General features: G+C 62.3%; 23 protein-coding genes. 10 read left to right on the top strand and 13 right to left on the bottom strand.

Features of this window, described 5'->3' with window-relative positions:
* Positions 1-253 (top strand): UDP binding domain-containing protein (locus PXK07_RS13435; RefSeq protein ID WP_274848833.1); only part of this gene is annotated, 253 nt, incomplete at its 5' end.
* Positions 254-342: 89 nt separating this feature from the next.
* On the opposite strand, the gene PXK07_RS13430 is transcribed toward PXK07_RS13435, so the two are convergent.
* From PXK07_RS13430 to PXK07_RS13400, 7 genes are read right to left on the bottom strand one after another with little or no spacing between them, the layout of a single operon-like run.
* Positions 343-669, bottom strand: a complete 327-nt coding sequence (locus PXK07_RS13430; RefSeq protein ID WP_274848832.1) for a hypothetical protein — start codon at positions 667-669, stop codon at positions 343-345.
* A gap of 1 nt (position 670) precedes the next feature.
* On the bottom strand, positions 671-1,057 hold the full coding sequence (locus tag PXK07_RS13425) for a response regulator (protein ID WP_274848830.1): 387 nt from the start codon (positions 1,055-1,057) through the stop codon (positions 671-673).
* A gap of 33 nt (positions 1,058-1,090) precedes the next feature.
* Positions 1,091-1,957 (bottom strand): CheR family methyltransferase, encoded by an 867-nt coding sequence (locus tag PXK07_RS13420; RefSeq protein ID WP_274848829.1) that lies wholly within the window; start codon positions 1,955-1,957, stop codon positions 1,091-1,093.
* A complete protein-coding gene (locus PXK07_RS13415; RefSeq protein ID WP_274848828.1) occupies positions 1,954-2,442 on the bottom strand; it encodes a chemotaxis protein CheW in 489 nt (162 codons plus the stop codon). The genes PXK07_RS13420 and PXK07_RS13415 overlap by 4 nt, the downstream gene beginning before the upstream one ends.
* Positions 2,426-4,588, bottom strand: coding sequence for a chemotaxis protein CheA (locus tag PXK07_RS13410; RefSeq protein WP_274848827.1), 2,163 nt, complete (start codon positions 4,586-4,588; stop codon positions 2,426-2,428). The genes PXK07_RS13415 and PXK07_RS13410 overlap by 17 nt, the downstream gene beginning before the upstream one ends.
* A 1-nt stretch (position 4,589) precedes the next feature.
* Positions 4,590-4,964: a response regulator gene (locus PXK07_RS13405; protein WP_274848826.1), complete on the bottom strand. Its 375-nt coding sequence runs from the start codon at positions 4,962-4,964 to the stop codon at positions 4,590-4,592.
* On the bottom strand, positions 4,961-5,248 hold the full coding sequence (locus PXK07_RS13400; protein WP_274848825.1) for an STAS domain-containing protein: 288 nt from the start codon (positions 5,246-5,248) through the stop codon (positions 4,961-4,963). The genes PXK07_RS13405 and PXK07_RS13400 overlap by 4 nt, the downstream gene beginning before the upstream one ends.
* Positions 5,249-5,670: 422 nt before the next feature.
* Between PXK07_RS13400 and PXK07_RS13395 the strand changes: the two genes are divergently transcribed.
* The 6 genes from PXK07_RS13395 to modC all read left to right on the top strand — a co-directional run bounded on the left by PXK07_RS13395 (position 5,671) and on the right by modC (position 12,461).
* A complete protein-coding gene (locus tag PXK07_RS13395) occupies positions 5,671-8,001 on the top strand; it encodes a methyl-accepting chemotaxis protein (protein WP_274848824.1) in 2,331 nt (776 codons plus the stop codon).
* A gap of 152 nt (positions 8,002-8,153) precedes the next feature.
* Positions 8,154-9,092, top strand: a complete 939-nt coding sequence (locus PXK07_RS13390) for a CheB methylesterase domain-containing protein (protein ID WP_274848823.1) — start codon at positions 8,154-8,156, stop codon at positions 9,090-9,092.
* A 29-nt stretch (positions 9,093-9,121) separates the two neighbouring features.
* On the top strand, positions 9,122-9,685 hold the full coding sequence (locus PXK07_RS13385; RefSeq protein WP_274861583.1) for a chemotaxis protein CheD: 564 nt from the start codon (positions 9,122-9,124) through the stop codon (positions 9,683-9,685).
* Between the two features lie 199 nt (positions 9,686-9,884).
* Positions 9,885-10,667 (top strand): molybdate ABC transporter substrate-binding protein, encoded by a 783-nt coding sequence (modA, locus tag PXK07_RS13380; protein ID WP_274848821.1) that lies wholly within the window; start codon positions 9,885-9,887, stop codon positions 10,665-10,667.
* Between the two features lie 7 nt (positions 10,668-10,674).
* On the top strand, positions 10,675-11,367 hold the full coding sequence (gene modB / locus PXK07_RS13375) for a molybdate ABC transporter permease subunit (protein WP_274848820.1): 693 nt from the start codon (positions 10,675-10,677) through the stop codon (positions 11,365-11,367).
* Positions 11,364-12,461: a molybdenum ABC transporter ATP-binding protein gene (gene modC, locus PXK07_RS13370; protein ID WP_446728393.1), complete on the top strand. Its 1,098-nt coding sequence runs from the start codon at positions 11,364-11,366 to the stop codon at positions 12,459-12,461. Before modB ends, modC begins: the two co-directional genes overlap by 4 nt.
* A gap of 6 nt (positions 12,462-12,467) precedes the next feature.
* Here the strand turns inward: modC and metH are convergent, their stop codons facing one another.
* Together metH and PXK07_RS13360 are read right to left on the bottom strand one after the other, a co-directional pair.
* Positions 12,468-15,194, bottom strand: a complete 2,727-nt coding sequence (gene metH, locus PXK07_RS13365; RefSeq protein ID WP_274848819.1) for a methionine synthase — start codon at positions 15,192-15,194, stop codon at positions 12,468-12,470.
* Positions 15,191-16,243 carry a homocysteine S-methyltransferase family protein gene (locus tag PXK07_RS13360; protein ID WP_274848818.1) on the bottom strand — a complete coding sequence of 351 codons (1,053 nt, stop codon included), beginning with the start codon at positions 16,241-16,243 and terminating at the stop codon, positions 15,191-15,193. Before PXK07_RS13360 ends, metH begins: the two co-directional genes overlap by 4 nt.
* Before the next feature lie 266 nt (positions 16,244-16,509).
* Here PXK07_RS13360 and PXK07_RS13355 point away from each other — a divergent pair, with 266 nt between their 5' ends.
* From PXK07_RS13355 to PXK07_RS13345, 3 genes are read left to right on the top strand one after another with little or no spacing between them, the layout of a single operon-like run.
* Positions 16,510-17,163, top strand: a complete 654-nt coding sequence (locus PXK07_RS13355; RefSeq protein ID WP_274848817.1) for a TetR family transcriptional regulator C-terminal domain-containing protein — start codon at positions 16,510-16,512, stop codon at positions 17,161-17,163.
* Positions 17,164-17,165: 2 nt separating this feature from the next.
* The gene (locus PXK07_RS13350; RefSeq protein ID WP_274848840.1) at positions 17,166-18,353 is read left to right on the top strand and encodes a pyridoxal phosphate-dependent aminotransferase; all 1,188 of its coding nucleotides are present in this window, start codon (positions 17,166-17,168) and stop codon (positions 18,351-18,353) included.
* A complete protein-coding gene (locus tag PXK07_RS13345; RefSeq protein ID WP_274848816.1) occupies positions 18,350-19,942 on the top strand; it encodes a 5-guanidino-2-oxopentanoate decarboxylase in 1,593 nt (530 codons plus the stop codon). The genes PXK07_RS13350 and PXK07_RS13345 overlap by 4 nt, the downstream gene beginning before the upstream one ends.
* Here the strand turns inward: PXK07_RS13345 and PXK07_RS13340 are convergent.
* The 4 genes from PXK07_RS13340 to PXK07_RS13325 all read right to left on the bottom strand — a co-directional run bounded on the left by PXK07_RS13340 (position 19,939) and on the right by PXK07_RS13325 (position 22,969).
* Positions 19,939-20,850, bottom strand: coding sequence for a MurR/RpiR family transcriptional regulator (locus PXK07_RS13340; protein WP_274848815.1), 912 nt, complete (start codon positions 20,848-20,850; stop codon positions 19,939-19,941). The genes PXK07_RS13345 and PXK07_RS13340 overlap by 4 nt on opposite strands.
* Positions 20,851-20,916: 66 nt before the next feature.
* Positions 20,917-21,726 (bottom strand): metal ABC transporter permease, encoded by an 810-nt coding sequence (locus tag PXK07_RS13335; protein WP_274848839.1) that lies wholly within the window; start codon positions 21,724-21,726, stop codon positions 20,917-20,919.
* The gene (locus PXK07_RS13330; RefSeq protein ID WP_274848814.1) at positions 21,726-22,490 is read right to left on the bottom strand and encodes an ATP-binding cassette domain-containing protein; all 765 of its coding nucleotides are present in this window, start codon (positions 22,488-22,490) and stop codon (positions 21,726-21,728) included. The genes PXK07_RS13335 and PXK07_RS13330 overlap by 1 nt, the downstream gene beginning before the upstream one ends.
* The gene (locus PXK07_RS13325; RefSeq protein WP_274848812.1) at positions 22,487-22,969 is read right to left on the bottom strand and encodes a Fur family transcriptional regulator; all 483 of its coding nucleotides are present in this window, start codon (positions 22,967-22,969) and stop codon (positions 22,487-22,489) included. The genes PXK07_RS13330 and PXK07_RS13325 overlap by 4 nt, the downstream gene beginning before the upstream one ends.
* Positions 22,970-23,091: the final 122 nt, after the last annotated feature.

The following is a 23,091-nucleotide window of genomic DNA, read 5'->3' as shown; positions in this document are numbered from 1 at the left end:
GATGAAGGCAGGCAGCGACAATTTCCGCCAATCCTCCATCCAGGGCATCATGAAGCGGCTCAAGGCCAAGGGGATCAAGGTCATCGTCTACGAACCGGTGCTGGAAGAAGAGCATTTCTTCCATTCGCCGGTCGTGCGCGACCTTGCCGCCTTCAAGGCCGAGGCGGATGTGATCGTCGCAAACCGGATGAGTGACGAGATCCGCGATGTCGCCGACAAGGTCTTCACAAGAGATCTGTTCGGAGCCGATTGAAGAAGATTGACACAGGGGAGCGCTGCGCCCTTCCCTTCCTGACTGTTCCGGCCGAAAGGAAAACGCCGCCCAGAGGGCGGCGATAAAGATCAGGCGTCTTGCAGGCCGCTGGGCGACAGCAGCCGGTCCCGCAGCCGTTCCAGGGTCACCCCCTTGGCAGCGGTCGGCAGGTCGGCCGGCCCAGCCTCATCCACCTGCTTTTGAACGCGGTCGTAAAATCCCGACAATCCAGCAAGGGTCTGGATCACCAAATCGAAATCCTGCAGGGACTGCAGCTCTTTGCTGGTCGGGCGGGTGCCACGTTCCAGGACCGTCAACGCAACGTCTTCTAACTCTTCAATCTTGGCTTTGAGCTGCTGCATTTCCCATGAGGAAATGGCGCAGAGATCTCGTAGGGCTTTGTCGGGATGCTGCATCTTACAAACGCCCAACCACTTGTTCGATGGCCTGCTTCATGGTCGCAACCGTGAACGGTTTCCGGATGATGTTGTTCAGACCCAGCTTCTTGCCGACCTCGATGATCTCAGGAGTCGGCTTGCCCGTCACCAGGATAAAACCGACACGCTGTGTGACCTGATGCCCGCGCACCGCCTGCAGAAGACCCAGACCGTCCATGCCTGGCATGTTGTAATCCGACAGCACCAGGTGCACCGGCGTTTTGGTGATCTTCTGGAACGCGGACTGGCCGTTGTTCTCTACCATGTAGTTCTTGATGCCCATCTCGTCCAAGGACTGGGTCAAGATCCCCCGGCTTGTCGACATATCGTCCACAACCATGACGCGCAGATTGTCTTTCAAGCTCATGTTTTTTCCTCGTGTTTCTCTTTACTGCTCCGACTATCGGGCATCCCCACCCGATGGCGTATGAATGTATGTGGTGATCCCTGCCGTCTTCATATGTTTGGCAGCAGGTCCGGACATCCGTTCGGAGTGCCCGATGAACAGGTAGCCTCCCGGCTCCAGTGATCGTTGAAACGCCTGCCAGACCTTCTGCTGCGTCGGTGTATCAAAGTAGATGGCCACATTTCGACAGAAGATTACATCGAACTTTCCCTTAAATGGAAACGGTTCGATCAGGTTCAGAACGCCCAGAGTCACCATCGACCGGATGCTTTCGGGCAGGCGCCCATCCGCATCAAGTTTCGGTACCAGCTTGCGGTATTCCGCAGGAATCTGCGCGAATTCTTCGGCCGGATACTTGGCTGCCGTGGCCGCTTGAACGACGACGGGATCGATATCGGTGCCCAGGATCTTGAAGTTCAGGCGGTTCACATCCGGGCACATGTCATGAATGATCATCGCCAGGGTATAGGGTTCCGGACCTTTGGAGCATCCCGCAGACCAAATTCGGACCCGACCGCCTTCCCGCGCCTTCTTTATCAGCCCCGGAAGCACATCCTTGCGCATCGTTTCAAAGTGATGCGGTTCCCGGAAGAACTGGGTCACGTTCGTCGTCAGCAGCGACAGCAGGCTGCTGCGCTCTGACTCGGAATTCGGACCGTTCAAACGGGCAAGATAGTCCTTGAAGTTCACGACGTTCTGCTGGCGCAGGCGCCGTGCCAGCCGAGCAGAAACCAAGGGTTTCTTGCTGCTCGACATGGACAGCCCAAAATGCTTGTAGGCAAATTGGGCGATGGCTTCAAAATCCTGATCAGTCAGGCTGAAGGCATCTGCCTTAGGATCTATCGGGGTTCTTGCGTTCACATCATCACCTGTTCAGGGACCGAGATAACCGCATCCAGGTTGATGATCCGCACCATGGTCTCATCGTGGGAAATGATACCCTGGATGTACTCCATGGTGTAGCGGCTATCGACCGGCGGCGTGTCCTGGATATCATCCGGATTGATCGAGATGATTTCCGAAACCGATTCCGCCAGAAGGCCAACCGGCTTGCCGCCAACCGCGACGACGATCACAACGTTGCGTTCGCTGGCTTCGGTCTGATGCAGACCGAAACGTGCGGACAGGTCGTAGATCGGGATCACGGCACCGCGCAGGTTCATGACACCCAGCACGTCGGATGGGGCATGCGGCAGGATCGTGACCGGCGACCAGCGACGGATTTCACGGATCTGAGTGATTTTGAGACAGAAAGCCTGGCCCGCCACAGTGAAGCTCACGAACTCACTGAATTGGGCGTGTTTCACTTCCTGATCGCCGTGCTTGACTTCAACTTGCGACTGCATTGTTCATTCTCCGCTCGGTGTCAAAGGCGGCTGCCGAGGGCGAGGCCGCAATAATGCTTTCCGGATCGAGGATCATGGCGATCTTGCCATCTCCGAGGATCGTGGCGGCTGCCACACCGGCAATCTCCCCACAGACCCCATCCAGGCTCTTGATGACCACCTGGCGCTGGTCATGGATGTCGTCCACTGCCAGCGCGCTGCGCTGACCTGTTTCCGTTTCCACCAGCAGGTAGACGCCGGGCGGTTGGTCATCCTTCTTTTCCAGACCCAAGGCACCCGCGACATCGCAGATCGGCACGAAGTTCCCACGGATCGACAACAGGGTGCCATCGGCGCCGAGGTTGTTGATCATGTCGTCACTGCCGCGCATCGTTTCCACGATCGAGGTGATCGGAACCACCATGGTCTGATCTGCGACCGAGACCACCATGCCATCCATAACCGCCAGCGTCAGCGGCAGGATGATGGTAAAGGTCGATCCCTTGCCGGGGGTCGAGGTGATGTTGATACGTCCACCAAGACCGGTGACCGCGTTCTTCACCACATCCATACCCACGCCGCGACCAGAGAGGTTCGAGACCTCCTTGGCGGTCGAGAAACCGGGCAGGAACAACAGGTTGTCGATCTCGCTATCGGTCAGCTCGGCATTTTCAGGAATCAGGCCCTTGTCGATGGCGATCTGTTTGACGCGCGGGCGGTTCACACCGGCCCCGTCGTCCTTGATCTCGATGCAGACACTGCCGGAGCGATGCGAGGCAGACAGGCGGATTTCGCCGACCTTGTTCTTGCCACCACTCTCGCGGTCCTCAGGCTTTTCGATGCCGTGGTCCACCGCGTTACGCAGGATATGCGTCAACGGATCGGACAGGCGTTCGATCACCGTCTTGTCGACCTCGGTGTTTTCACCCTCGGTGACAAGCTTACAGGTCTTGCCGGTCGCGCTGGAGGCTTCGCGGACAATCCGGGCCATCCGCTGGAACAGCGGCTTCACCGGTTGTGCGCGGATCGACATGACGCCTTCCTGGATATCCCGGGCCAGGTTCTTGAACCCTTCCAGCTCGGTCTCCACATCGCGCATATCGGCCACATCGAGGTTGGCAATCTGCTGCGCCAGCATCGAATGGTTGATGATCAGCTCGCCAACCGCGTTGATCAGCCGGTCCACCCGTTCGAGTTCCACGCGCAGGGTTGGCTTGGGCCCCCCGCGCTGCTCCGATTTTGCGGTATCGGCTTTCGGAGCAGGAGCTGCGTCAGCTACAGGGGCAGCTGCGGGTGCAGACTCTGCCTCTGGCGCCTGAGCGGGGGCCGGTTGTTCAAAAGGGGCAGGCGCAGCCTCCCCGTCCTCGACGGACGGAGCCGCACCGAATGCAGCTTCCAAGGCGGCAAGCGCTGCCGCATCTGCCTCGGCGTCGCCATCCCCTTCGATCGACAACTCGCACAGGCCCTCGACGAATTCGAAGACGGCCTCGACCTTGTCGCGCGGCTCAGTCGTGGTCAGGACCAGATCCCAGGCCAGGTAGCTTTCGGCGACGTCGATCGCGTCAAATCCCGGCAGCTCGGTGTCGTCCAGCTTGATCTCGAGATCACCCAGTTCCTTGAGCGCCTGAAACAGGAAGAACGGCTCGTTCCCGGTTCCATACATCTCTTTCATGGGATGGAACCGGATCCGATAGGTTTCCTCGGTCGGCGCGGTGGGCAAATCGATTGCCGCGGGGGCAAAACCACCACCACCCAGGCCCATCGGCTCGAAGGTGAGATCTTCTTCCTCTTCGGGAATATACTCATCCAGCGCCGCGATCAGCATGTTGTGATGCGCTTCGTCGGTTTCGCCGCCATCGCGGGCGGTGGCCACCAGATCACACAGGTGATCACTGGACCGCAGCAGAAGCTGAACCAGCTTCTGTTCAAGCTCCAGGCGGTTGGCCCGCACCTCGTCGAAAACGGTCTCAAACCTATGGGCAAACGCCACCAACTCGTCCAGGCCAAATGCCCCGGCGCCACCCTTGATCGAGTGGACGGCACGGAAGACGGCATTGACCACCTCCGGATCGTGATTGCCACCCTCGATGGCAGTCAGACCCTCATCCGTTGCCTCAAGGAGCTCTTCGCACTCCTCGAAGAAGGTATCTTGAATCGACCCCGACATCTTATGCCGCAGCTCCAGTCACTCGCTTGAGCGCAAAGATCAGCGATGCATCGTCAAAGGGCTTGGTGATCCAGCCGGTGGCACCGGCATTGCGAGCGCGCGCCTTCATCTCGGCAGCGCTTTCGGTGGTCAGCACGAGGATCGGCACCTTGGAGTTGATACCCTCGCCGCGCAGCTCTTCGATCACGCCGAAACCGTCCAGGTTGGGCATGTTGATGTCGGTGATCACCACATCGGGGGCAACATCGGGATACATATCCACGCCCTCGCGGCCATCCACCGCGCAGTGGTATTCAAAACCGGCCTCTTCCAGGGTGGCCGCAAGCAGATTCCGAATTGTCCGGGAATCGTCAATTGCAAGAACTTTGGTTTTCATGCTGTTACCTCGTCTTCAAACCGGTTGGACTCTAAACCCAAAAGCGACAGAGACTTTCGGCACGATTCACTGATGTTTGTGACCGCAAAGCCCAGCTCTTCCGAGCGCCATTGCTGTTCAGCACTAAGTAGGAGTTGCAGGCAGCGCGACGGCATCGCGACCACCCCAGTGCAGTCGACTTCAACCGCTGAGGTGCGCGCCCCGCGCAGAAATGCAATCAGCGGATCAAGTTCCGCGAAGGCATTTGGCAATTCCAAAAGGTGTTTTTGCGTTTCCGTGGTCATCTTCCGCGAGTCGCACCCCCGTTGTCGGTCACATGTTAGAGTTCGATAGGGCCATTCTTAGGGCCGGGGACTTAATAATTGATTGCCGGAGGCCTGGCAGAACGCCGTTTTGACCTACTCCGCCCCGCTCTTGAGCCCGCCAATTCCGGAAAATTTTATGCGCCCGATTCCCATCGCGACCCCCGGGCGCGGGCCGCCACACAGTTTGAATCCATATACGCGCCCGAATGCACGCCCGAGCGCCGCACCCAGATCGGATCCAGACAGCGATGCCAGACCGCGTGAGGCGCGGCACGTTTCTAAAATTTGAAGGAGCACCGCCAATTTAAGCGGCAAATTAACCCCTTGTGGGCATTCATCGATCCTAACCCGGTCCCAGCCGGACCTCTCGGAAACACACAGATTGGAAGGCTCTCAGTACCATGAAGATTGCCCACAAGCTCCCATTGTTTGTTGTTGCATTCGGCGCCTTTATGGCAGCGGTGATTGTCACGATCAGCACGTTGACAGCGCGCAACAGCGCAGCCCAGCAAGCCGAAGAACACTTCGAATCACTCGTGGCAGGCCGTGAAACCGCCGTTGAGGCCCTGATGCGGGGGATTGAGGCCGATCTCTTGACGCTCGCCGCCATGCCGTCGACCGAAACCGCCTTGCAGCGCCTGTCCGGCGCCTGGGCCAACCTCGGCGATGACGCTGCGACCACGGTGCGTGACGCCTATATCGACAACAACCCGAACCCGCTTGGCGAACGCCACCTGCTGGATCGTGCCAAGGCGACGATTCCCTACAACATTCATCATGCGAAGTTTCACCCGGCCTTCCGCACCTTGCTGACCGCCAAGGGCTATTATGATGCCTTCCTGGTGAACCTGACCGGGAACATCATCTACACGGTCTACAAGGAAGACGATTACGCCACCAACCTCTTCGACGGTCCCTACAAGGAATCTGGCATCGGCGATCTGTACCGCCGAATTGTTGACGCGGAACCGGGGCAGGTGATGTTCTCGGATTTCGCCCCCTATGCGCCCAGCGGCAATGTACCCGCGGCCTTTGTGGGGACGCAGCTGGTGTCCAACTCGGGCCAGATGGTCGGCGTTCTGATCCTGCAGATCCCCGTCGGTATGATCAATGCGTTCATGAACGATTCGCGCGGTGTCGGCGAAAGCGTCGAGGCCTACCTGGTCGGCCCAGACATGCTGACACGCTCCTCCTCCCGTTTCGAAGGCGGACACCAGACCCTTGATCCGGTTCCCGCCCACGACTTCATCACCGCAGCGTTGAATGGCGTCAGCGCCTTCTACCCCTCCGTTGAGGGCCACGATGGTCAGGAGGTCGCGGCCTTCTCCGAACCGTTCCACATGATGGGCGCGGATATGGCGATCGTGATCGAACAGGATCGCGCCGAACTGATGGCACCGGTGAATCGCTCCATGACCTTCTTGCTGCTGGTGTCGGTGGCCTGTGCCGCTGGTCTGTCGGTGCTGGGCTGGCTCTTTGCGCGCACCATTACCCGGCCCCTGGATCGCATCAGCATAAACATGGAATCAGTCGCCTCCGGCAATCTCAGCACCGAAGTCACCGAAGCCAAGCGCAGCGATGAAATCGGCAAAATCGGCAAAACTCTGGTCTCCATGCAGGAAGACCTGCGCCATGCCCGCAGCGCCCAGGAAGAGCGCGCGACTCAGCAGCAGGAACAAGAGCGCGTCGTGGAACAACTCAGCTCCGGCCTGCTGCGCCTGGCGCAGGGCGATTTCTCCCAGACGATCACTGAACCGTTTAGCGGCGAACACGAACAGCTGCGCTCCGACTTCAACAAGACGGTGGAAAATCTCAGTGCTACCGTCTCGCAGGTGGTCGAATCCGCCGCCAGCATCCGCAATGGCGCCGCCGAGATCAGCCAGTCCTCGGACGACCTCTCGCATCGCACCGAAAGCCAGGCCGCAACCCTGGAAGAGACCGCCGCCGCTCTCGATGAGCTGACCGCAAGCGTGAAATCCGCCGCCGAAGGTGCGCGCAGCGTCGAGAACATCATGGACGAGGCCAAGCAGGAGGCCGAGAACAGCGGCACCGTGGTGCAAAGCGCGGTCTCGGCGATGACCGAGATCGAGCAGTCCTCGACCCATATCGCCCAGATCATCGGCGTGATCGACGACATCGCCTTCCAGACCAACCTCCTGGCCCTGAACGCCGGGGTCGAGGCTGCCCGAGCAGGCGAAGCAGGCCGTGGCTTTGCGGTCGTGGCCTCCGAAGTGCGCGCCCTGGCGCAGCGCTCCTCGGATGCGGCGATGGAGATCAAGACGCTGATCAGCGATTCCTCCCGCCAGGTGGAGCGCGGCGTCGATCTGGTCGGCAAGGCGGGTGAGGCGCTGAACAGCATCGTCGAGCGGGTGAACCATATCTCGAAACTGGTGACCGACATTGCCGAGGGCGCGGTGGAGCAATCCACCGGTCTGGGCGAGATCAACACCGGCGTGGTGCAGCTGGATCAGGTGACCCAGCAGAACGCGGCGATGGTGGAGCAGGCGACGGCAGCGGGTCACATGCTGAACAGCGACGCGACCAAGCTGGCCGAGCTGGTGGCTCACTTCAAGATCTCGGGCGGCGGCGGCATCACGCAGCTGAGCGCCCCGAAAGCCGCCCCGAGTGCCCCGACGGCCCATGGCGACGACTGGGATTTCAGCGAGGTCACCCCGGCCGCCGCAACCGGCACCGACGGCAACGCGGCCCTGGACAAATGGCAGGATTTTTAACGACCAACTCTCCGGGGCGCTCTCCTGCGCCCCGATTATTGTGAAACTATTCGGTGAAAGCCGGACAAACGTAACTGGGTGCAGCATTGACGTCTCAGAATCTTCTCATCATCACAACTGATCGAACATTTGCCAGGTCTTTGCAGAGCCACATGGAATCCGCCTATCCCGGGATGAAGGTTCTTTTGGCCAACAACCTGATGATGGCATGCAATCAGGCCGAGGCGGCACAGCCTACGTTTGCCTTTGTGGAAGACGGCTTCACCCGGCTTCCCGAATTCGAAATGATGCTTGCATTGTTTTCCGCGGTCGATACGCGCTGGGTCTCGGTCATGGACAGCCCCGGCGCCACGCCTGCGCGCACGTCCTCCCCGCTTCTGAACGTTGGCGCCGGGATTTTCGAACTGACAAAGGCCGACAGCCCGCGCGATTTCGCACAATACTACGACATGATGGTCAAGGCGCCGCGGCGCGGCGCTCCGAGCCGATCCCCCGCAGCCAGACCGGCCCCTGCGGTACGGGACTTCAAGAAGCTCATCCTGATTGGCTCTTCCACCGGCGGTGTTGAAGCGCTGCGTAGCGTTCTGGTCGGTTTCAGCCAGGATTGTCCGCCCACGCTGATCGTACAACACACCGGCAAGAATTTCGGCCCCGGCCTGGTATCCCTGCTGGATCGCATCTGTGCGGCAAAGGTTGTCGCGGCAGAGGACGGGGTGCAGATACAGCCGGGTCACGTCTATGTGGCTGCCGGTCAATCACGGCATATGGGTCTGTCCCCCCGCAAACCTATCCGTCTGCGCATGAAGGACGGACCGCCAATTTCCGGCCACACGCCCTCCGTTGACGCTTTGTTCACATCTGCAGTGCCATATGGAAAGGATGTGGTTGCAACAATCCTGACCGGCATGGGCCAGGACGGCGCAAAAGGACTTTTGGCATTGCGCAATGCGGGTGCAAGAACTTTTGCACAGGATGAAAAATCCTCGGTCGTTTATGGAATGCCAAGAGTTGCGTGGGAAACTGGGGCCGCAGAAAAACAAGTATCGCTTGCTCGCATGGCCGGAGCCGTTCTTCAGGCCGCCAAAGCCTGAGCAGGTATTTTAACAAGGAGACCACTGCTGTGACCTCAGTATTCGCTAACACCACCTCGGTTACGATCCTGCAGGGGGAATACCGTGTGTCCAAAGATCCCTCGGTCGTATTCTCGACCGTTCTGGGATCCTGTATTGCAGCTTGCATTTATGATGCGGAAAATGGTGTGGGTGGAATGAATCATTTCCTGCTTGCCAATGCCAATGGCGGTGCTGTAAGCGCGCGCTATGGCATCCACGCCATGGAGCTTCTGATCAACGGAATCATGAAAAAGGGCGCCGAGCGTCGCAATCTGAAGGCCAAGGTCTTTGGTGGCGCCAAGATGTCGGTGAATCTCTCGGACATTGGCGCCTCGAACGCGCAATTCGTGCAGCAGTTTCTGAAGGATGAAGGCATTCCCTGCATCTCCTCCAGCGTTGGCGGCACCTCTGCCCGCCGGGTGCGGTTTCATCCCACCAGCGGCAGCGCGCAGCAGACACGGGTGGCAAATGATCGCCGTCTGGGCGAGCAGGAAGTGGCGGCAGCCCGCGCGGCACCGACACCGGCACCCGCAGCAGCCCCCGCTGGCGCAGGCGATCTGACCCTGTTCTGACAATACATGCGGGCGTCCAAAACGCCTTGAAGTCGACACAACACCTGGACCGGCCGCCCTGCGCTGTCGGTCTTTGCCTGTGGTGGAACTGGAGAGTTTTGACACTGGTTGCGCACGCGTGAAACGAGAATTAGTCCTTGCTCCGCTCCGGGGGCAGGGGTACCCCGGATGGACACGCAACAGATCCGCGAGGCCGCCCATGATCCTGTCCCGCATTCGCCGCCGGTTTCTGGCTGCCATGCTGGGATATTGTCTGGCAGCCCTTTTCCCCACCATCGTGCAGGCCGGGCAGGTGACCGTCTTTGCCCCGGCCAGCCTGACCAACGCCGTGCAGCGCATTGCCTCGGAGTTTGAAACCGCCGCGGGCGACCGGGTGGTTCTTTCGCTGGCGGGATCCTCGGTTCTGGCCCGTCAGATCGAACGCGGCGCGCCGGCGGATGTCTATATCTCGGCCAATCCCGCCTGGATGGACCATCTGGAGGCCAAGGGGCGGATCCTGCCGAAAACGCGTTTTGATCTGACCGGCAACAGGCTGGTTCTGATCGCCCATGGAACGCAGCCCCCGATCACCCTGTCGCCGGATTTTGACCTGGTCGCAGCCCTTGGGGACGGGCGGCTGGCCATGGCGCTGACCGAGGCGGTCCCCGCCGGGATCTATGGCAAGGCTGCGCTGACATCCCTGGGTTTATGGGGAGATGTGGCCGCACAGGTGGCCCAGACCGACAACGTCCGGGCCGCGCTGGCACTGGTGGCTACCGGAGAGGCCCCGCTTGGCATTGTCTACGCAACAGACGCAAGAGCCAGCGATGCGGTCAGCGTGATCGCCACCTTTCCCAAAGACAGCCATCCCAAGATCATCTACCCCGCCGCCGCCATCGCTCCGGGGGGAAACCCCGCAGCGCTGTCGTTTCTTGATTACCTGAAAACCCCCGCCGCGCAGGCCCTTCTGGCGGAACAGGGGTTTTCCACCCTAGTGGACTGACGCCGGGATGGAGGGGCTTGGTCCGGAAGAATGGCAAGCGGTCGCCCTGTCGCTGAGGGTCTCCTTCTGGGCCACGCTGATCGCATTGCCCCTTGCCCTACTGATCGCCTTTGCACTGGCACGCTGGGCCTTCCCCGGCAAGCAGCTGCTCAACGGCCTGGTGCATCTGCCGCTGATCCTGCCGCCGGTGGTGACCGGATATCTGCTGCTTCTGACCTTTGGCACCCAGGGCCCGGTCGGCGGGCTGTTGCAGGATTTCGGGATTGTGCTGGCCTTTCGCTGGACCGGCGCCGCCCTCGCCGCTGCAATCATGGGATTTCCCCTGATGGTGCGCGCCATCCGGCTGTCGATCGAGGCGGTTGATCCCAAGCTGGAGCAGGCCGCGGCCACCCTCGGCGCATCGCGTCTTTGGGTGTTTCTGACCGTGACCCTGCCCCTGATCCTGCCGGGGCTGATCGCCGGTGCCATCCTCGCCTTTGCCAAGGCGATGGGGGAATTTGGCGCCACCATCACCTTTGTGTCGAACATTCCGGGCCAGACCCAGACGCTGCCATCGGCGATCTACGCCTTCCTCCAGACTCCTGGCGGAGAAGGTCCTGCGACCCGGCTGGTGCTGATCTCCATCGCCATTGCCATGGCAGCCCTTCTCCTGTCCGAGCTGCTGGCCCGCAAGGCCGCCAAACGGATCGGAGGGGCATGATGCTGTCGGTCGAGGTGAAACACGCACGGGATGGATTTAACCTGGATGTGGCCTTTGAGGCGCCACCGGGCATCACCGTGCTCTTCGGTCGCTCCGGTTCGGGCAAGACGACGGTGGTCAATGCGGTCGCAGGCCTGCTGCGCCCGGATGCGGGTCGCGTGGCGCTGAAGCACCGGGTTCTCTGCGATACCAAAAACGGCGTCTGCCTGCCCCCGAACCGCCGCCGGATTGGCTATGTCTTTCAGGAGGGCCGACTGTTTCCCCATCTGACCGTGCGGCAGAACCTGCTGTTTGGCCGCTGGTTCGCCCCCCGCAACGCCCCCCGCGCCGAGTTGGAGCGGATTGTCGACATGCTGGGGATCGGGCCGCTACTGGATCGGCGCCCCGGCGGGCTGTCGGGCGGGGAAAAGCAACGGGTTGCCATTGGCCGGGCGCTCCTGTCCGCGCCGGACATGATCCTGGCGGATGAACCTCTGGCCGCGCTGGACGAGGCCCGCAAGGCCGAGATCCTGCCCTACTTCGAACGGCTCCGGGATGAGACCGGCGTGCCGGTGCTTTATGTCAGCCACTCGGCCGCGGAAGTGGCCCGCCTGGCCACCACGGTCGTGGTGCTGCAGGACGGCAAGACGGTGAAACAGGGACCCGCCGCCGAGATCCTGAGCGATCCCACGGTGATGCCTGCAGGCGTGCGCGCGGTCGGCGCCTTGCTGGAAACCCGCGTCACCGCCCATCACGCCGATGGCCTCAGCGAGCTGGACGCAGGCGGCATTGCGCTGTTCCTTCCAAGGATCCCTCAGGCGCCGGGCGAACGGGTCCGGGTCCGCATCGCCGCCCATGAGGTGATCCTGTCGCGGCAGAAACCCACTGGCCTTTCGGCGCTGAACATCCTGCCCGGCACCATCGAGCAGATCCGCACCGGCGAAGGCCCCGGCGCCATGGTGTCTTTGGCAACGCCGGCCGGGCGCATTTTGGCACGCGTCACCAAACGCTCGGCGCAGGCACTGGACCTGCAGGAGGGCGGCAGTTGCTACGCCGTGGTGAAATCGGTGGCCATCGCACCCGGCGATGTCGGCGGCCCTGCCGCCGCGTCTTGAGAGCTATTACTCGGCCGCCACTGATTTCCCAGCCTTCGGCACATAGTTCAGGATCGGCGCCAGCCAGCGCTCTGCCTCTGCCATCTCCAGCCCCTTGCGGGCGGCATAATCGGCCACCTGATCGCGCTCGACCTTGGCAACGCCGAAATAATAGCTGTCGGGATGGCCGATATAGAGACCCGAAACGGAGGAACCCGGCCACATCGCCATGCTTTCGGTCAGCTCCACACCGGTTGTTGCCTCGGCATCCAGCAGGCGGAACAGGGTCAGCTTCTCGGTGTGGTCCGGCTGCGCCGGATAGCCGGGGGCCGGGCGGATACCACGGTAAGGCTCGCCGATCAGCTCCTGCGGATCAAACCCTTCCTCCGGCGCATAGGCCCACAGCTCGCGCCGCACCCTTTCGTGCAGCATCTCGGCCATCGCCTCGGCAAACCGGTCGGCAAGCGCCTTGACCATGATCGAGGCGTAATTGTCATTCTCACGCTCGAACCGCGCGGCGATCTCTGCCTCTTCGGGGCCTGCGGTCACGACAAAGCCGCCGACATAATCGGGCACCGTGCCTTCGGGCGCGACAAAATCCGACAGCGCCACATTGGGCCTGCCTGCGCGTTTGGCGTGTTGCTGGCGCAGCGTGTGCAGCGTGGCGAGAACCTCAGATCTGTCCTCCCCCTCGTAAAGGCGGATGTCGTCGCCCGTGGCATTGGCGGGCCAGAATCCCACCACGGCGCGCGGCGCGAACCAGCGTTCCGCGATGATCCGCTTCAGCATCTCCTGCGCATCGGCAAAAAGCCCGCGCGCCGCCTCGCCCTGTTTTTCGTCTTCCAGGATCTTTGGGTAGACGCCCTTCAGCTCCCAGGTGCGGAAGAACGGCGTCCAGTCGATATAACGAGCGATTTCGGCAAGATCCCAATCTTCGATCACGCGATGGCCGGTGAAGGAAGGGGCAGGAACGGAATAGCCGGACCAGTCGATCTGCGCCGGATTGGCCCGCGCGGTGGCCAACGGCAAGCGTTCCTTGGCGCGTTCGGCCCTTTCGTGCCGCTCGGCCACTTCAGCGTATTCCTCGCGAAGGCCCGCGACGTAATCTGCCTTATTGGTTTCGGACAGGAGATTACCGACCACACCCACGGCGCGGCTGGCGTCCAGCACATAGACCGCAGGGCCGGAGTAGTTCGGCGCGATCTTCACGGCGGTATGCACCTTCGACGTGGTGGCGCCGCCAATCAGCAGGGGAATATCGAACCCCTCCCGCTCCATCTCGGAGGCGAGATGCACCATTTCATCCAAGGACGGGGTGATCAGGCCGGACAGACCGATCGCATCGACCTTTTCCTCGCGGGCGACTTCCAGGATCTTCTGCGGCGGCACCATCACGCCCAGATCGACGATTTCGTAGTTGTTGCAGGCCAGAACGACGCCGACGATGTTCTTGCCGATGTCATGCACATCACCCTTGACCGTCGCCATCAGCACCTTGCCCGCCGACTGCCGCCCCTCGCCGCCATTCTGGCGCTTTTCCTCTTCCATGTAAGGCAGCAGAACCGCCACCGCCTGTTTCATCACGCGCGCGGATTTCACCACCTGCGGCAGGAACATCTTGCCCGCGCCAAAGAGATCGCCCACCACGTTCATCCCGGCCATCAGCGGGCCCTCGATCACATGCAGGGGGCGTTCCGCCATCTGCCGGGCGGCTTCGGTGTCTTCTTCGATGAATTCGGTAATGCCATTGACCAGCGCATGTTCCAGCCGCTTTTCCACCGGCCAGTCGCGCCAGGCCAGATCGCGCTGCTTTTCCTCGCGGGCGCCGCCCCGGAAGCGTTCGGCAACCTCCAGCAGGCGTTCGGTGGCGGTGCCGCCCGATTTCGGCTGGCGGTTCAGCACCACGTCCTCGCAGGCCTCGCGCAATTCGGGATCGATCTGGTCATAGACCGCCAGCTGCCCGGCGTTGACGATGCCCATATCCATGCCGACCTTGATCGCATGATAAAGGAACACCGCATGCATCGCCTCGCGCACGGGTTCGTTGCCGCGGAAGCTGAAGGACAGGTTGGACACCCCGCCCGAAACATGGGCATGGGGCAGGTTGGCGCGGATCCAGCGGGTCGCCTCGATGAAGTCGACGCCGTAATTGTCATGCTCCTCGATCCCCGTCGCCACGGCAAAGACATTGGGATCAAAGATGATATCCTCGGGCGGGAAGCCCACTTCGTCGACCAGGATGCGATAGGCGCGGGCGCAGATCTCGGTCTTGCGTTCGAACGTGTCGGCCTGACCCTGTTCGTCAAAGGCCATGACCACCACAGCCGCACCATAAGCCAGGCACAGGCCCGCGTGATGGCGGAAGGCCTCTTCGCCTTCTTTCAGGCTGATGGAGTTGACCACCGATTTGCCCTGCACGCATTGCAGGCCGGCCTCGATCACCTCCCATTTGGAGCTGTCGATCATGATCGGCACCCGGGCGATATCGGGCTCCGAGGCGACAAGGTTCAGGAACTCGATCATCGCCTGTTTGGAATCGATCAGCCCCTCATCCATGTTGATGTCGATGATCTGGGCGCCGTTCTCGACCTGATCGCGGGCCACATCCAGGGCGGTGGCATAGTCACGGTTGACGATCAGCTTGCGAAAGCGGGCCGAGCCGGTGACATTGGTCCGCTCGCCGACGTTCACGAAGGGAATGTCAGGGGTCAGGACAAAGGGTTCGAGGCCAGACAGGCACAGATAGCGGGTCATGCGGAGACCTTCCGTGGATCGAAGGGGGCGACCGCCTCGGCAATCGCGCGAATGTGGTCGGGGGTGGTGCCACAGCAGCCGCCTACGACGTTCACCAGCCCCTCGCGGGCGAAGTCCGCCACCTGCGCGGCGGTCTGGTCCGGAGTTTCGTCATATTGGCCAAAGGCATTGGGCAGCCCGGCGTTTGGATAGGCGCAGATCAGGCAGTTTGCCACGCCTGCAAGTTCAGCCAGGTGCGGGCGCATGGCCGCGGCCCCCAGGGCACAGTTGAGGCCCACGGTAAAGGGCCGCGCATGGGACACCGAATGCCAGAAAGCGGTCGGGGTCTGCCCCGACAAGGTGCGCCCCGAGGCGTCCGTAATGGTGCCCGAAATCATGATCGGCAGGCGCCGCCCGACCTTGGCAAAGCTTTCATAGGCCGCAAAGATCGCGGCCTTGGCATTGAGCGTATCAAAGATCGTCTCGATCAGGATCAGGTCGGAGCCGCCCTCGATCAACCCGTCGATCTGCGCGCCATAGGCCTGGCGCAGCTCGTCAAAACTGGTGGCACGGTATCCGGGATCGTTCACATCGGGGCTGATGCTGGCGGTGCGGTTGGTCGGTCCCACGGCGCCGGCCACGAAACGGCGGCGCCCGTCTTCGGCCTGAGCGCGATCCGCTGCCCGCCGCGCAACCTGGGCACCGGCGACGTTGAGGTCATGCACCGCCGCCTCCAGCCCGTAATCGGCCTGGGCGATCGAGGTGGAGGAAAACGTGTTGGTCTCGAGTATATCCGCCCCGGCCATGGCAAAGGTGAACTGGATATCCTCCACCGCCTGGGGCTGGGTCAGAACCAGCAGGTCGTTGTTGCCTTTCTGCGGGTGATCCGGGTGGTAGTGATGGCGACACCCCGGCCCGTGGATGTGACCGTTACCGGTGAAATCTTCCTCGGTCATGTGCAGGGTCTGGATCATCGTGCCCATCGCCCCATCCAGGATCAGGATGCGCTCGGCGGCAAGCGCGCGCAATTCGGCAAGGCAAGGATCTTCGGGCAAGGAGAAATGGAGCATGGGTACGCAATCCCGTCATCGGTTGAACCGCCTATGTAGGGGAGCGGAAACATGCATACCACTGAATTTATCTTCTATACTTTATGAGGAACGCTCATGTTGTCGGGCGCGTGCTCCCTGACCCTTGGCGATCGCCCCCTTTGCCTGCCCGGCGGAAAGACCGCTGCGGCTTGGGCAAAGCCTGCACCAGCGCCATTCATTGGCCTTGCATTGCGCCCGGGCAATGGTATTTATACAGACGTATAATTACTTCCTGCCAGAGAGCCATGAGCGAAGACCGCCGCAAATTCACCCGCGAGGCGCCTGAAGCCCGCAAGACCGCCCTGATCGAAGCCACCCTGGATCTGGTGGCCGACAAGGGCCTGCGCGGGGCAACGGTACGGGCCATCGCCGAGCGCGCCGATGTGACACAGGGTCTGATCCGGCACTATTTCAGCTCCAAGGAAGAGCTGATCAGTGCCGCCTATGACCACCACATGACCGGCCTGACCGAATTGGCCGCAAGGCTTGCCAATCGCAATGGCGGCTCGGCGCTTGAACGGCTGGCGGCCTTTGTCACGGCCTCGCTGACGCCGCCAGTGGTCGATGCCCGTTCGGTCGCGCTCTGGGCCGGGTTTCTCAACACCGTGCAACAGGATCCGGACATGCACAGGATCCATGCCAAGACCTACACGGATTTTCGCGACCGGCTTGAGGCGCTGATCGCGGATGCCCTGCGGGAGGCTGGCACCCCGATCGACGCTGCGACGCTGCGCCGACATGCCATCGCCGCGAACGCGGTGATCGACGGGCTGTGGCTGGAAGGCGGCGCCCTGCCCGAGGCCTTTGAACCCGGAGAGCTGCCGCGGATCGGCCTGACCTCGGTCGGCGCCATAACCGGATTGAATTTGCACAGCATTGCTCAGGAACAGATGGAATGACCATGAAGACAACCGATGTGATGACCCGCCTGGCCGGGCTGGGTGGCGCCAAATGGGACGTGCATTTCAAGGCGCGGGCGCTGGCCGAGGCAGGCACCGATGTGATCGAGATGACCATCGGAGAGCCGGACGTGCCGGTGCCTCAATCCCTGCTGGATACGGCCACCCAGGCCATGCAGACAGGCCGGACCGGCTATTCCGACGGGCGCGGTGAGATCAACCTGCGCAGCGCTTTGGCGGAGAATTACACCTCCCGCATGGGGCGCCGGTTTGAGCCGGACAATATCATGTGTTTTCCCGGCACCCAGACCGCGCTTTTTGCGGTCATGGCCGGTGTCGCGCAGCACGGCGACGAGGTGCTGGTGGGCGATCCCATGTATGCCACCTATGAAGGCGTCATTCGCGCCACCGGCGCCGATATGGTGCCCGTTCCCCTGCGCCCCGAGCATGGGTTTCGCATGCAGGCCGAAGACATTGCCGCCCGCATCACCCCGAAGAGCCGCGCAATCCTGCTGACCACGCCGCACAATCCCACCGGGTCGATCCTGACGCGTGACGATATTGCCGCCATTGGCGCGCTGGCCCTGAAGCATGACCTCTGGATCATCTCGGACGAGGTCTATGCCGATCTGGTCTTCGAAGGCGCCACGTTCACCTCGCCCCTGGCACATGAGGAGATCGCCGATCGTGTGATCGCGGTGTCCTCGCTGTCGAAATCCCATGCCGCCCCCGGTTTTCGCAGCGGCTGGTGCGTGGCCTCCAAGGCCTTCTGCGATGCGCTGTTGCCCTTTGCCGAGACCATGCTGTTCGGCAACCAGCCCTTCATTGCCGATATGACGGAACAGGCAATCCGCGAAGGATCGCCGGTGGCACCGGGCATGGCGGCGCGTTTCGCGGCGCGGGCCGCGCGTCTGGCGGATCAGCTGCATGCGCAAACCGCGCTGCGTGTGCACCGCCCCGAGGCCGGCATGTTCGCAATGATCGATGTCTCGGCCCTGGGACAGGACGGAGAGACCTATGCCCTGGATCTGTTGCAAAACGGCGGGGTGGCCGTGATGCCGGGTGCCTCCTTCGGGGAGCGCCTGAACGCCTGGGTGCGGGTGGCGCTCACCATCGAGGATGACCGCTTTGACAGCGCGATTGCCCGCATCATTGCCCATGCGCAAGCCGCCAAACAGGCCGTCGCATGAGCACCCATCACACTAGCACCCTTGGCGAACAGCTGGTCGCCGGTCTGAAGGCGCGCGGGGTAACCTGCGTCTTCGGGATACCGGGCGTTCACACGGTGGAGCTTTACCGGGGACTGGCAGCCTCGGGGCTGCGCCATGTCACGCCGCGCCATGAACAGGGCGCAGGCTTCATGGCCGATGGCTATGCCCGCGTCACGGGCAAGCCCGGTGTTGCCTTTGTCATCACGGGGCCGGGGCTGACCAACACGCTGACTCCGATGGCGCAGGCGCGGGCGGATTCGGTGCCGATGCTGGTCGTTTCGGGTGTCAATGCACGCCCTTCGCTGGGCCGGGGGATGGGCCACCTGCACGAGCTGCCCGACCAGCACGCTCTGGCCTCGACCGTGGCGTTGGTGTCTGAGCATCTGGACGATCCAAAGGCGCTGAATACGGCTCTAAACAAGGTTTTTGAGCCATTTTCAACAGGACGCCCCGGGCCGACCCATATCCAGATCCCGCTGGATGTCGCCGGACTGGCGGCCGATGAAGTGGCCGCGCCGACCCGCTCTCAACAGAACCGTCCCGACCCCGATCTTGTCACCCAAGCGGCAGAGCAGCTGCAAGAGGCACAGCGCCCGCTGATCCTTGTCGGCGGCGGTGCCAGGGAAGCTGGCGAGGGACTGCGCACCCTTGCGGAACGGCTGAACGCGCCTGTGGTGCAAACGGTCAATGCGCGCGGATTGCTCCATGCCCATCCCCTGTCGGTTCCGGCCAGCCCCAGCCTGTCAGCAACCCGCGCCCTGATCGCAGAGGCCGACGTGGTGCTGGCCCTTGGCACTGAACTGGGGCCCACGGACTACGATATGTACGCCACCGGCAGCATGCCGAAGATGGCCCATCTGATCCGTGTCGATCTCTGTGCGCAGCAACTGGCGCGCCATCCGGCGGACATCGCCGTTCACTGCGCGGCAGGGGTCTTTACCGATGCTCTGCTTGCGGCCCTTCCTGACGGGAGCGCTGAGACAGGCGGCGCAGATCGCGCGGCCAAGACCCGCGTGGCGGCGATAGAGGAACTCGGCCCGGACTACCGCGCGCAGGTCGAAATCCTGAACGCCATGCGCGATGCGCTGCCGGGGTCGATCATGGTCGGGGACTCCACCCAGCCGATCTATGCGGGCAACCTCTACTACGATCACGACCGCCCCGGTGGCTGGTTCAATGCGGCGACCGGATATGGCGCGCTTGGCTATGGCATCCCCGCGGCCATCGGCGCCGCAATCGGCGCAGCGGGGCAGCGGGTCCTCTCGATCCTTGGCGATGGTGGCGCCCAGTTCACCCTGCCGGAAATCATGGTGGCGGTGGAAGAGCGCCTGCCGGTCACCTTCGTGATCTGGAACAACCACGGCTACCGCGAAATTGCCACCTCGATGCAGGATGTCGGCGTCACGGTGGTGGGCTGCGATCCGACCCCGCCGGATTTCGCCGTCACGGCCAGATCCTTTGGCATCCCCCATCGGGCGGTCGGCCCAGACCCCGCGCTGGTGGCCGCGGCGCTGAAGGCAATGCCGGGGGATGGCGGCCCGTCGATGATCGAGATACTCGCGCCCTAACGCCGCGCGCGGGGCAGTTTCGCGCTCCAATAGGCGCCGCTGTCCTGGCGCAGGTCTTCGTATGATTCGATGCGGCGGCGCGCCTCCTCGCCACCCGCCTCGATCAGGTGGGTCAGAAGACACTCCAGCACTGCCATGGCGCCGCCATAGGCGCCAAAGGCATGGATCGAGTTGGAGGAGACCGCCAGCACGTGATCGGCGTGAATGCCGGGTGCAATGACTTCGCTATCCGAGATCAGCACCACCTTGGCCTTGCGCTCTGCCGCCATGCGGAGCGCCTGGATGGTGCCGGATGAATAGGGCGCAAAGGTGATCGCGATCAGGCAGTCCTGGTCCGACAGATCGATCAGATCATCGATGGCCGAGCCCATGTGGCGCGGCACAAGATCAAGATCCGGCAGTGCCATGCGCCCCACGTAGTGAAAATAATGCGCCAAGGCATAAGAGGCGCGCGTTGCCGTCACATAGCATCTGCGCGCCCCGGTCAGGGTCTTGACGATGGCAGCGGTGCGTTCGGGCGTCATAAGGCGCAAAGAGCGCGCGACGATATTGATTTCATTGCGCGCGGCGCGCGCCTGCAGCGCGGCGGCGGGCGCGCCTGAACTCTGCATCTGGGTCAGCCAGTCTTCGCCAAGGCCCGCCTCCTGCCCGGTGACAAGGTCGGCACGAAAGGGGCTGCGCAGCGCCTCGAAACTGTCAAAGCCAAGGAATTCGGCCAGCCGCACCAAGGTGTTGGCGCTGATCCCGGCCTTCTGGGCCGTCACACGGACAGGGTCGAGCGCAAAATCGCCGGGGTTGTCGATGATGTATTTCGCCGCCGTCGCCAGTTTCGGCGGCATCTCGGAGATCCCCGCCTTCAGCGTGGCAATCAGCCGAGTGGTCTGTTTCGGGTCAAGCTGCGGATCCATGGCATGACTAAGACCAAAGGTGTGCCCAATGGCAACAAAAAATCATTTGTTCCAGCGCAATGACCCTTATCCGCGCGAGGCCGTCCGCCGCAACACATCCCCCAGGCTGGAGGCGGCAAAGAGCACCGCCGCCAGGCAGACAATCGTCGGTCCGGTCGGCGTGTCAAAGGTGAAGGCCAGCTGCAGCCCTCCGAGGGCAGACAGACCTCCGATGCAGGCGGCGATCAGCGCCATGCGTTCGGGCGTGGAAGCAAAGGGACGCGCCGTGGCCGCGGGGATCAGCAAAAGCGCCGCGATCAGCAAAACCCCGACCACCTTGATCGCGACAGCCACCACAAGGGCCAGTGCGATGGTCAGCACCATCTGCTCTCGTTTCGGATCAATGCCGGCCGCATAGGCAAGATCCGGGTTCAGCGTTGCCGTCAGCAGCGCCGACCAGCGCGCCCACAAGAGCAGCAGAACCAGTGCCGCGCCGCCCCAGATCACCGCCAGATCGACCCGGCCCACCGCCAGGATATCGCCAAAGAGATAGGCCATCAGATCGACCCGCACCCCTTGCAGGAAGGAGACTGCCACCAGGCCGAAGGCCAGCGAAGAATGCGCCAGCACCCCCAACAGCGTATCCATGGCATAGCCGCGGTTGCTGAGCGTCGAAACCGTGGTTGCCATCACCAGCGAAGTGACCAGAACGCCCGCAAAGATCGAGGTGTCAAAGGACAGTGCCAGCGCCACCCCCAGGATCGAGGCATGGGCAGTGGCATCGCCGAAATAGGCCATGCGGCGCCAGACCACGAAACAGCCCAAGGGTGCCGCGGCCAGGGCAACACCGATCCCGGCCAGCGCCGCGCGGATCAGGAAACTGTCGAGGAGGCTCATCATGACGCCCTGTCCTTCTGGGCAGGACCGTGATCGTGATCGCAGTCCGGGCCATGATCGTGGGTGTGATTGTGCTCGTGCCGGTACAACGCAAGCGCGCCCTGCGTTCCGGTTCCGAACAGGGCCCGATATTCGGGCGCCGAGGCGACATGCTCGGGCTCACCCTCGCAGCAGATATGACCATTGAGACAGATCACCCGGTCCGAGGCGGCCATCACCACGTGCAATTCATGGCTGACCATCAGCACCGCACAGCCCAGTTCGGCGCGCACTTCGGCGATTTGTTGATAGAAGGCGGCAGAGCCCGGCTGATCCAGACCTTGCGTCGCCTCATCCAGGATCAAGAGTTGCGGATCGCTGAGCAAGGCACGCGCCAGCAGCACGCGTTGGAACTGGCCACCGGACAGGCCCGACATCTGCCGCTTTGCCAAGGGTCCAGCGCCCGCCTGATGCAGGGCAGCGTCGGCACGGGCGTCGCTGACCCGGTTCGGCAGGCTCAGAAACCGGCGCACGGTCAGCGGCAGGGTGGCATCGATATGCAGCTTTTGCGGCACGTATCCGATGCGCAGGCCCGGCGCGCGGGTGACATCGCCCCGGCTGGGCTTCAAGGCACCGATGATGCTGCGCAACAGCGTTGACTTGCCCGATCCATTGGGGCCGACCACGGTCACGATCTCGCCCGGTTCGATGCAGAAGTTCACATTGGACAGGACCGTATTGCCGCCGTATTGCACCGACAGGCCCTTCAGCGCCACAAGGCTCATGCAGCCTCTGCCTTCTGGCACTTGGGGCAGATGCCTTCAGCTTCGACCACCGTACGCTCGATCACAAAGCCGGCCGCCCGTGCCGCATCGCCCAACTGGCCCTGGGTCGGATCGGTGTGCACCTCGGCCACGGCGTTGCAGATCCGGCAGATCATGAAAATGGGCGCGTGTTTGTCGCCGGGATGGGTGCAGGCAATAAAGGCGTTCAGGCGTTCGATCTTATGGGCAAAGCGGTTCTTCACGAGGAAATCCAGTGCCCGGTAAGCCACCGGCGGCTGCGAACCCAGCCCCTCTTCGCGCAGGCGATCCAGGATTTCATAGGCGCCCAGCGCGCGATGCTCCTGCAACAGGATTTCCAGCACCCGGCGGCGCACCGGTGTGAACTGCAACCCCCGCGCCTTGCAATCCGCATCCACGGTGGCAATGCAGTCGTGGATACAACTGCTGTGATCATGGGTTTCAAAACCGATCGTTTCCATCGGGACCGTCTCCGCGCGGGCTGGATTGCAGGGCGTCGTTTTGCACTTGATATGTAATGTTATGACGCTTATCAAGCCACGTGATGTTATATGATTACATATTTCCAGCAAGAGGACTGTGG

It is taken from the genome of Phaeobacter sp. QD34_24 (genome assembly GCF_028890115.1).
In the GTDB taxonomy this organism is placed as follows: Bacteria; Pseudomonadota; Alphaproteobacteria; order Rhodobacterales; family Rhodobacteraceae; genus Phycobacter.
The sequence above is the reverse complement of the archived record's forward strand: the minus strand, read 5'-3'. Positions and strand labels throughout refer to the sequence as shown.

Excerpts from the sequence above, each read along its gene's own strand:
- PXK07_RS13340 (WP_274848815.1), bottom strand. The coding sequence starts at position 20,850 with ATGGATCCGCAGCTTGACCCGAAACAGACCACTCGGCTGATTGCCACG.
- PXK07_RS13415 (WP_274848828.1), bottom strand. The coding sequence starts at position 2,442 with ATGCAGTCGCAAGTTGAAGTCAAGCACGGCGATCAGGAAGTGAAACAC.
- PXK07_RS13425 (WP_274848830.1), bottom strand. The coding sequence starts at position 1,057 with ATGAGCTTGAAAGACAATCTGCGCGTCATGGTTGTGGACGATATGTCG.
- modC (WP_446728393.1), top strand. The coding sequence starts at position 11,364 with ATGATGCTGTCGGTCGAGGTGAAACACGCACGGGATGGATTTAACCTG.
- PXK07_RS13410 (WP_274848827.1), bottom strand. The coding sequence starts at position 4,588 with ATGTCGGGGTCGATTCAAGATACCTTCTTCGAGGAGTGCGAAGAGCTC.
- PXK07_RS13405 (WP_274848826.1), bottom strand. The coding sequence starts at position 4,964 with ATGAAAACCAAAGTTCTTGCAATTGACGATTCCCGGACAATTCGGAAT.
- metH (WP_274848819.1), bottom strand. The coding sequence starts at position 15,194 with ATGACCCGCTATCTGTGCCTGTCTGGCCTCGAACCCTTTGTCCTGACC.
- PXK07_RS13355 (WP_274848817.1), top strand. The coding sequence starts at position 16,510 with ATGAGCGAAGACCGCCGCAAATTCACCCGCGAGGCGCCTGAAGCCCGC.
- modB (WP_274848820.1), top strand. The coding sequence starts at position 10,675 with ATGGAGGGGCTTGGTCCGGAAGAATGGCAAGCGGTCGCCCTGTCGCTG.
- PXK07_RS13360 (WP_274848818.1), bottom strand. The coding sequence starts at position 16,243 with ATGCTCCATTTCTCCTTGCCCGAAGATCCTTGCCTTGCCGAATTGCGC.
- PXK07_RS13330 (WP_274848814.1), bottom strand. The coding sequence starts at position 22,490 with ATGAGCCTTGTGGCGCTGAAGGGCCTGTCGGTGCAATACGGCGGCAAT.
- PXK07_RS13400 (WP_274848825.1), bottom strand. The coding sequence starts at position 5,248 with ATGACCACGGAAACGCAAAAACACCTTTTGGAATTGCCAAATGCCTTC.
- PXK07_RS13335 (WP_274848839.1), bottom strand. The coding sequence starts at position 21,726 with ATGAGCCTCCTCGACAGTTTCCTGATCCGCGCGGCGCTGGCCGGGATC.
- PXK07_RS13430 (WP_274848832.1), bottom strand. The coding sequence starts at position 669 with ATGCAGCATCCCGACAAAGCCCTACGAGATCTCTGCGCCATTTCCTCA.
- modA (WP_274848821.1), top strand. The coding sequence starts at position 9,885 with ATGATCCTGTCCCGCATTCGCCGCCGGTTTCTGGCTGCCATGCTGGGA.
- PXK07_RS13390 (WP_274848823.1), top strand. The coding sequence starts at position 8,154 with ATGGAATCCGCCTATCCCGGGATGAAGGTTCTTTTGGCCAACAACCTG.
- PXK07_RS13345 (WP_274848816.1), top strand. The coding sequence starts at position 18,350 with ATGAGCACCCATCACACTAGCACCCTTGGCGAACAGCTGGTCGCCGGT.
- PXK07_RS13325 (WP_274848812.1), bottom strand. The coding sequence starts at position 22,969 with ATGGAAACGATCGGTTTTGAAACCCATGATCACAGCAGTTGTATCCAC.
- PXK07_RS13395 (WP_274848824.1), top strand. The coding sequence starts at position 5,671 with ATGAAGATTGCCCACAAGCTCCCATTGTTTGTTGTTGCATTCGGCGCC.
- PXK07_RS13350 (WP_274848840.1), top strand. The coding sequence starts at position 17,166 with ATGAAGACAACCGATGTGATGACCCGCCTGGCCGGGCTGGGTGGCGCC.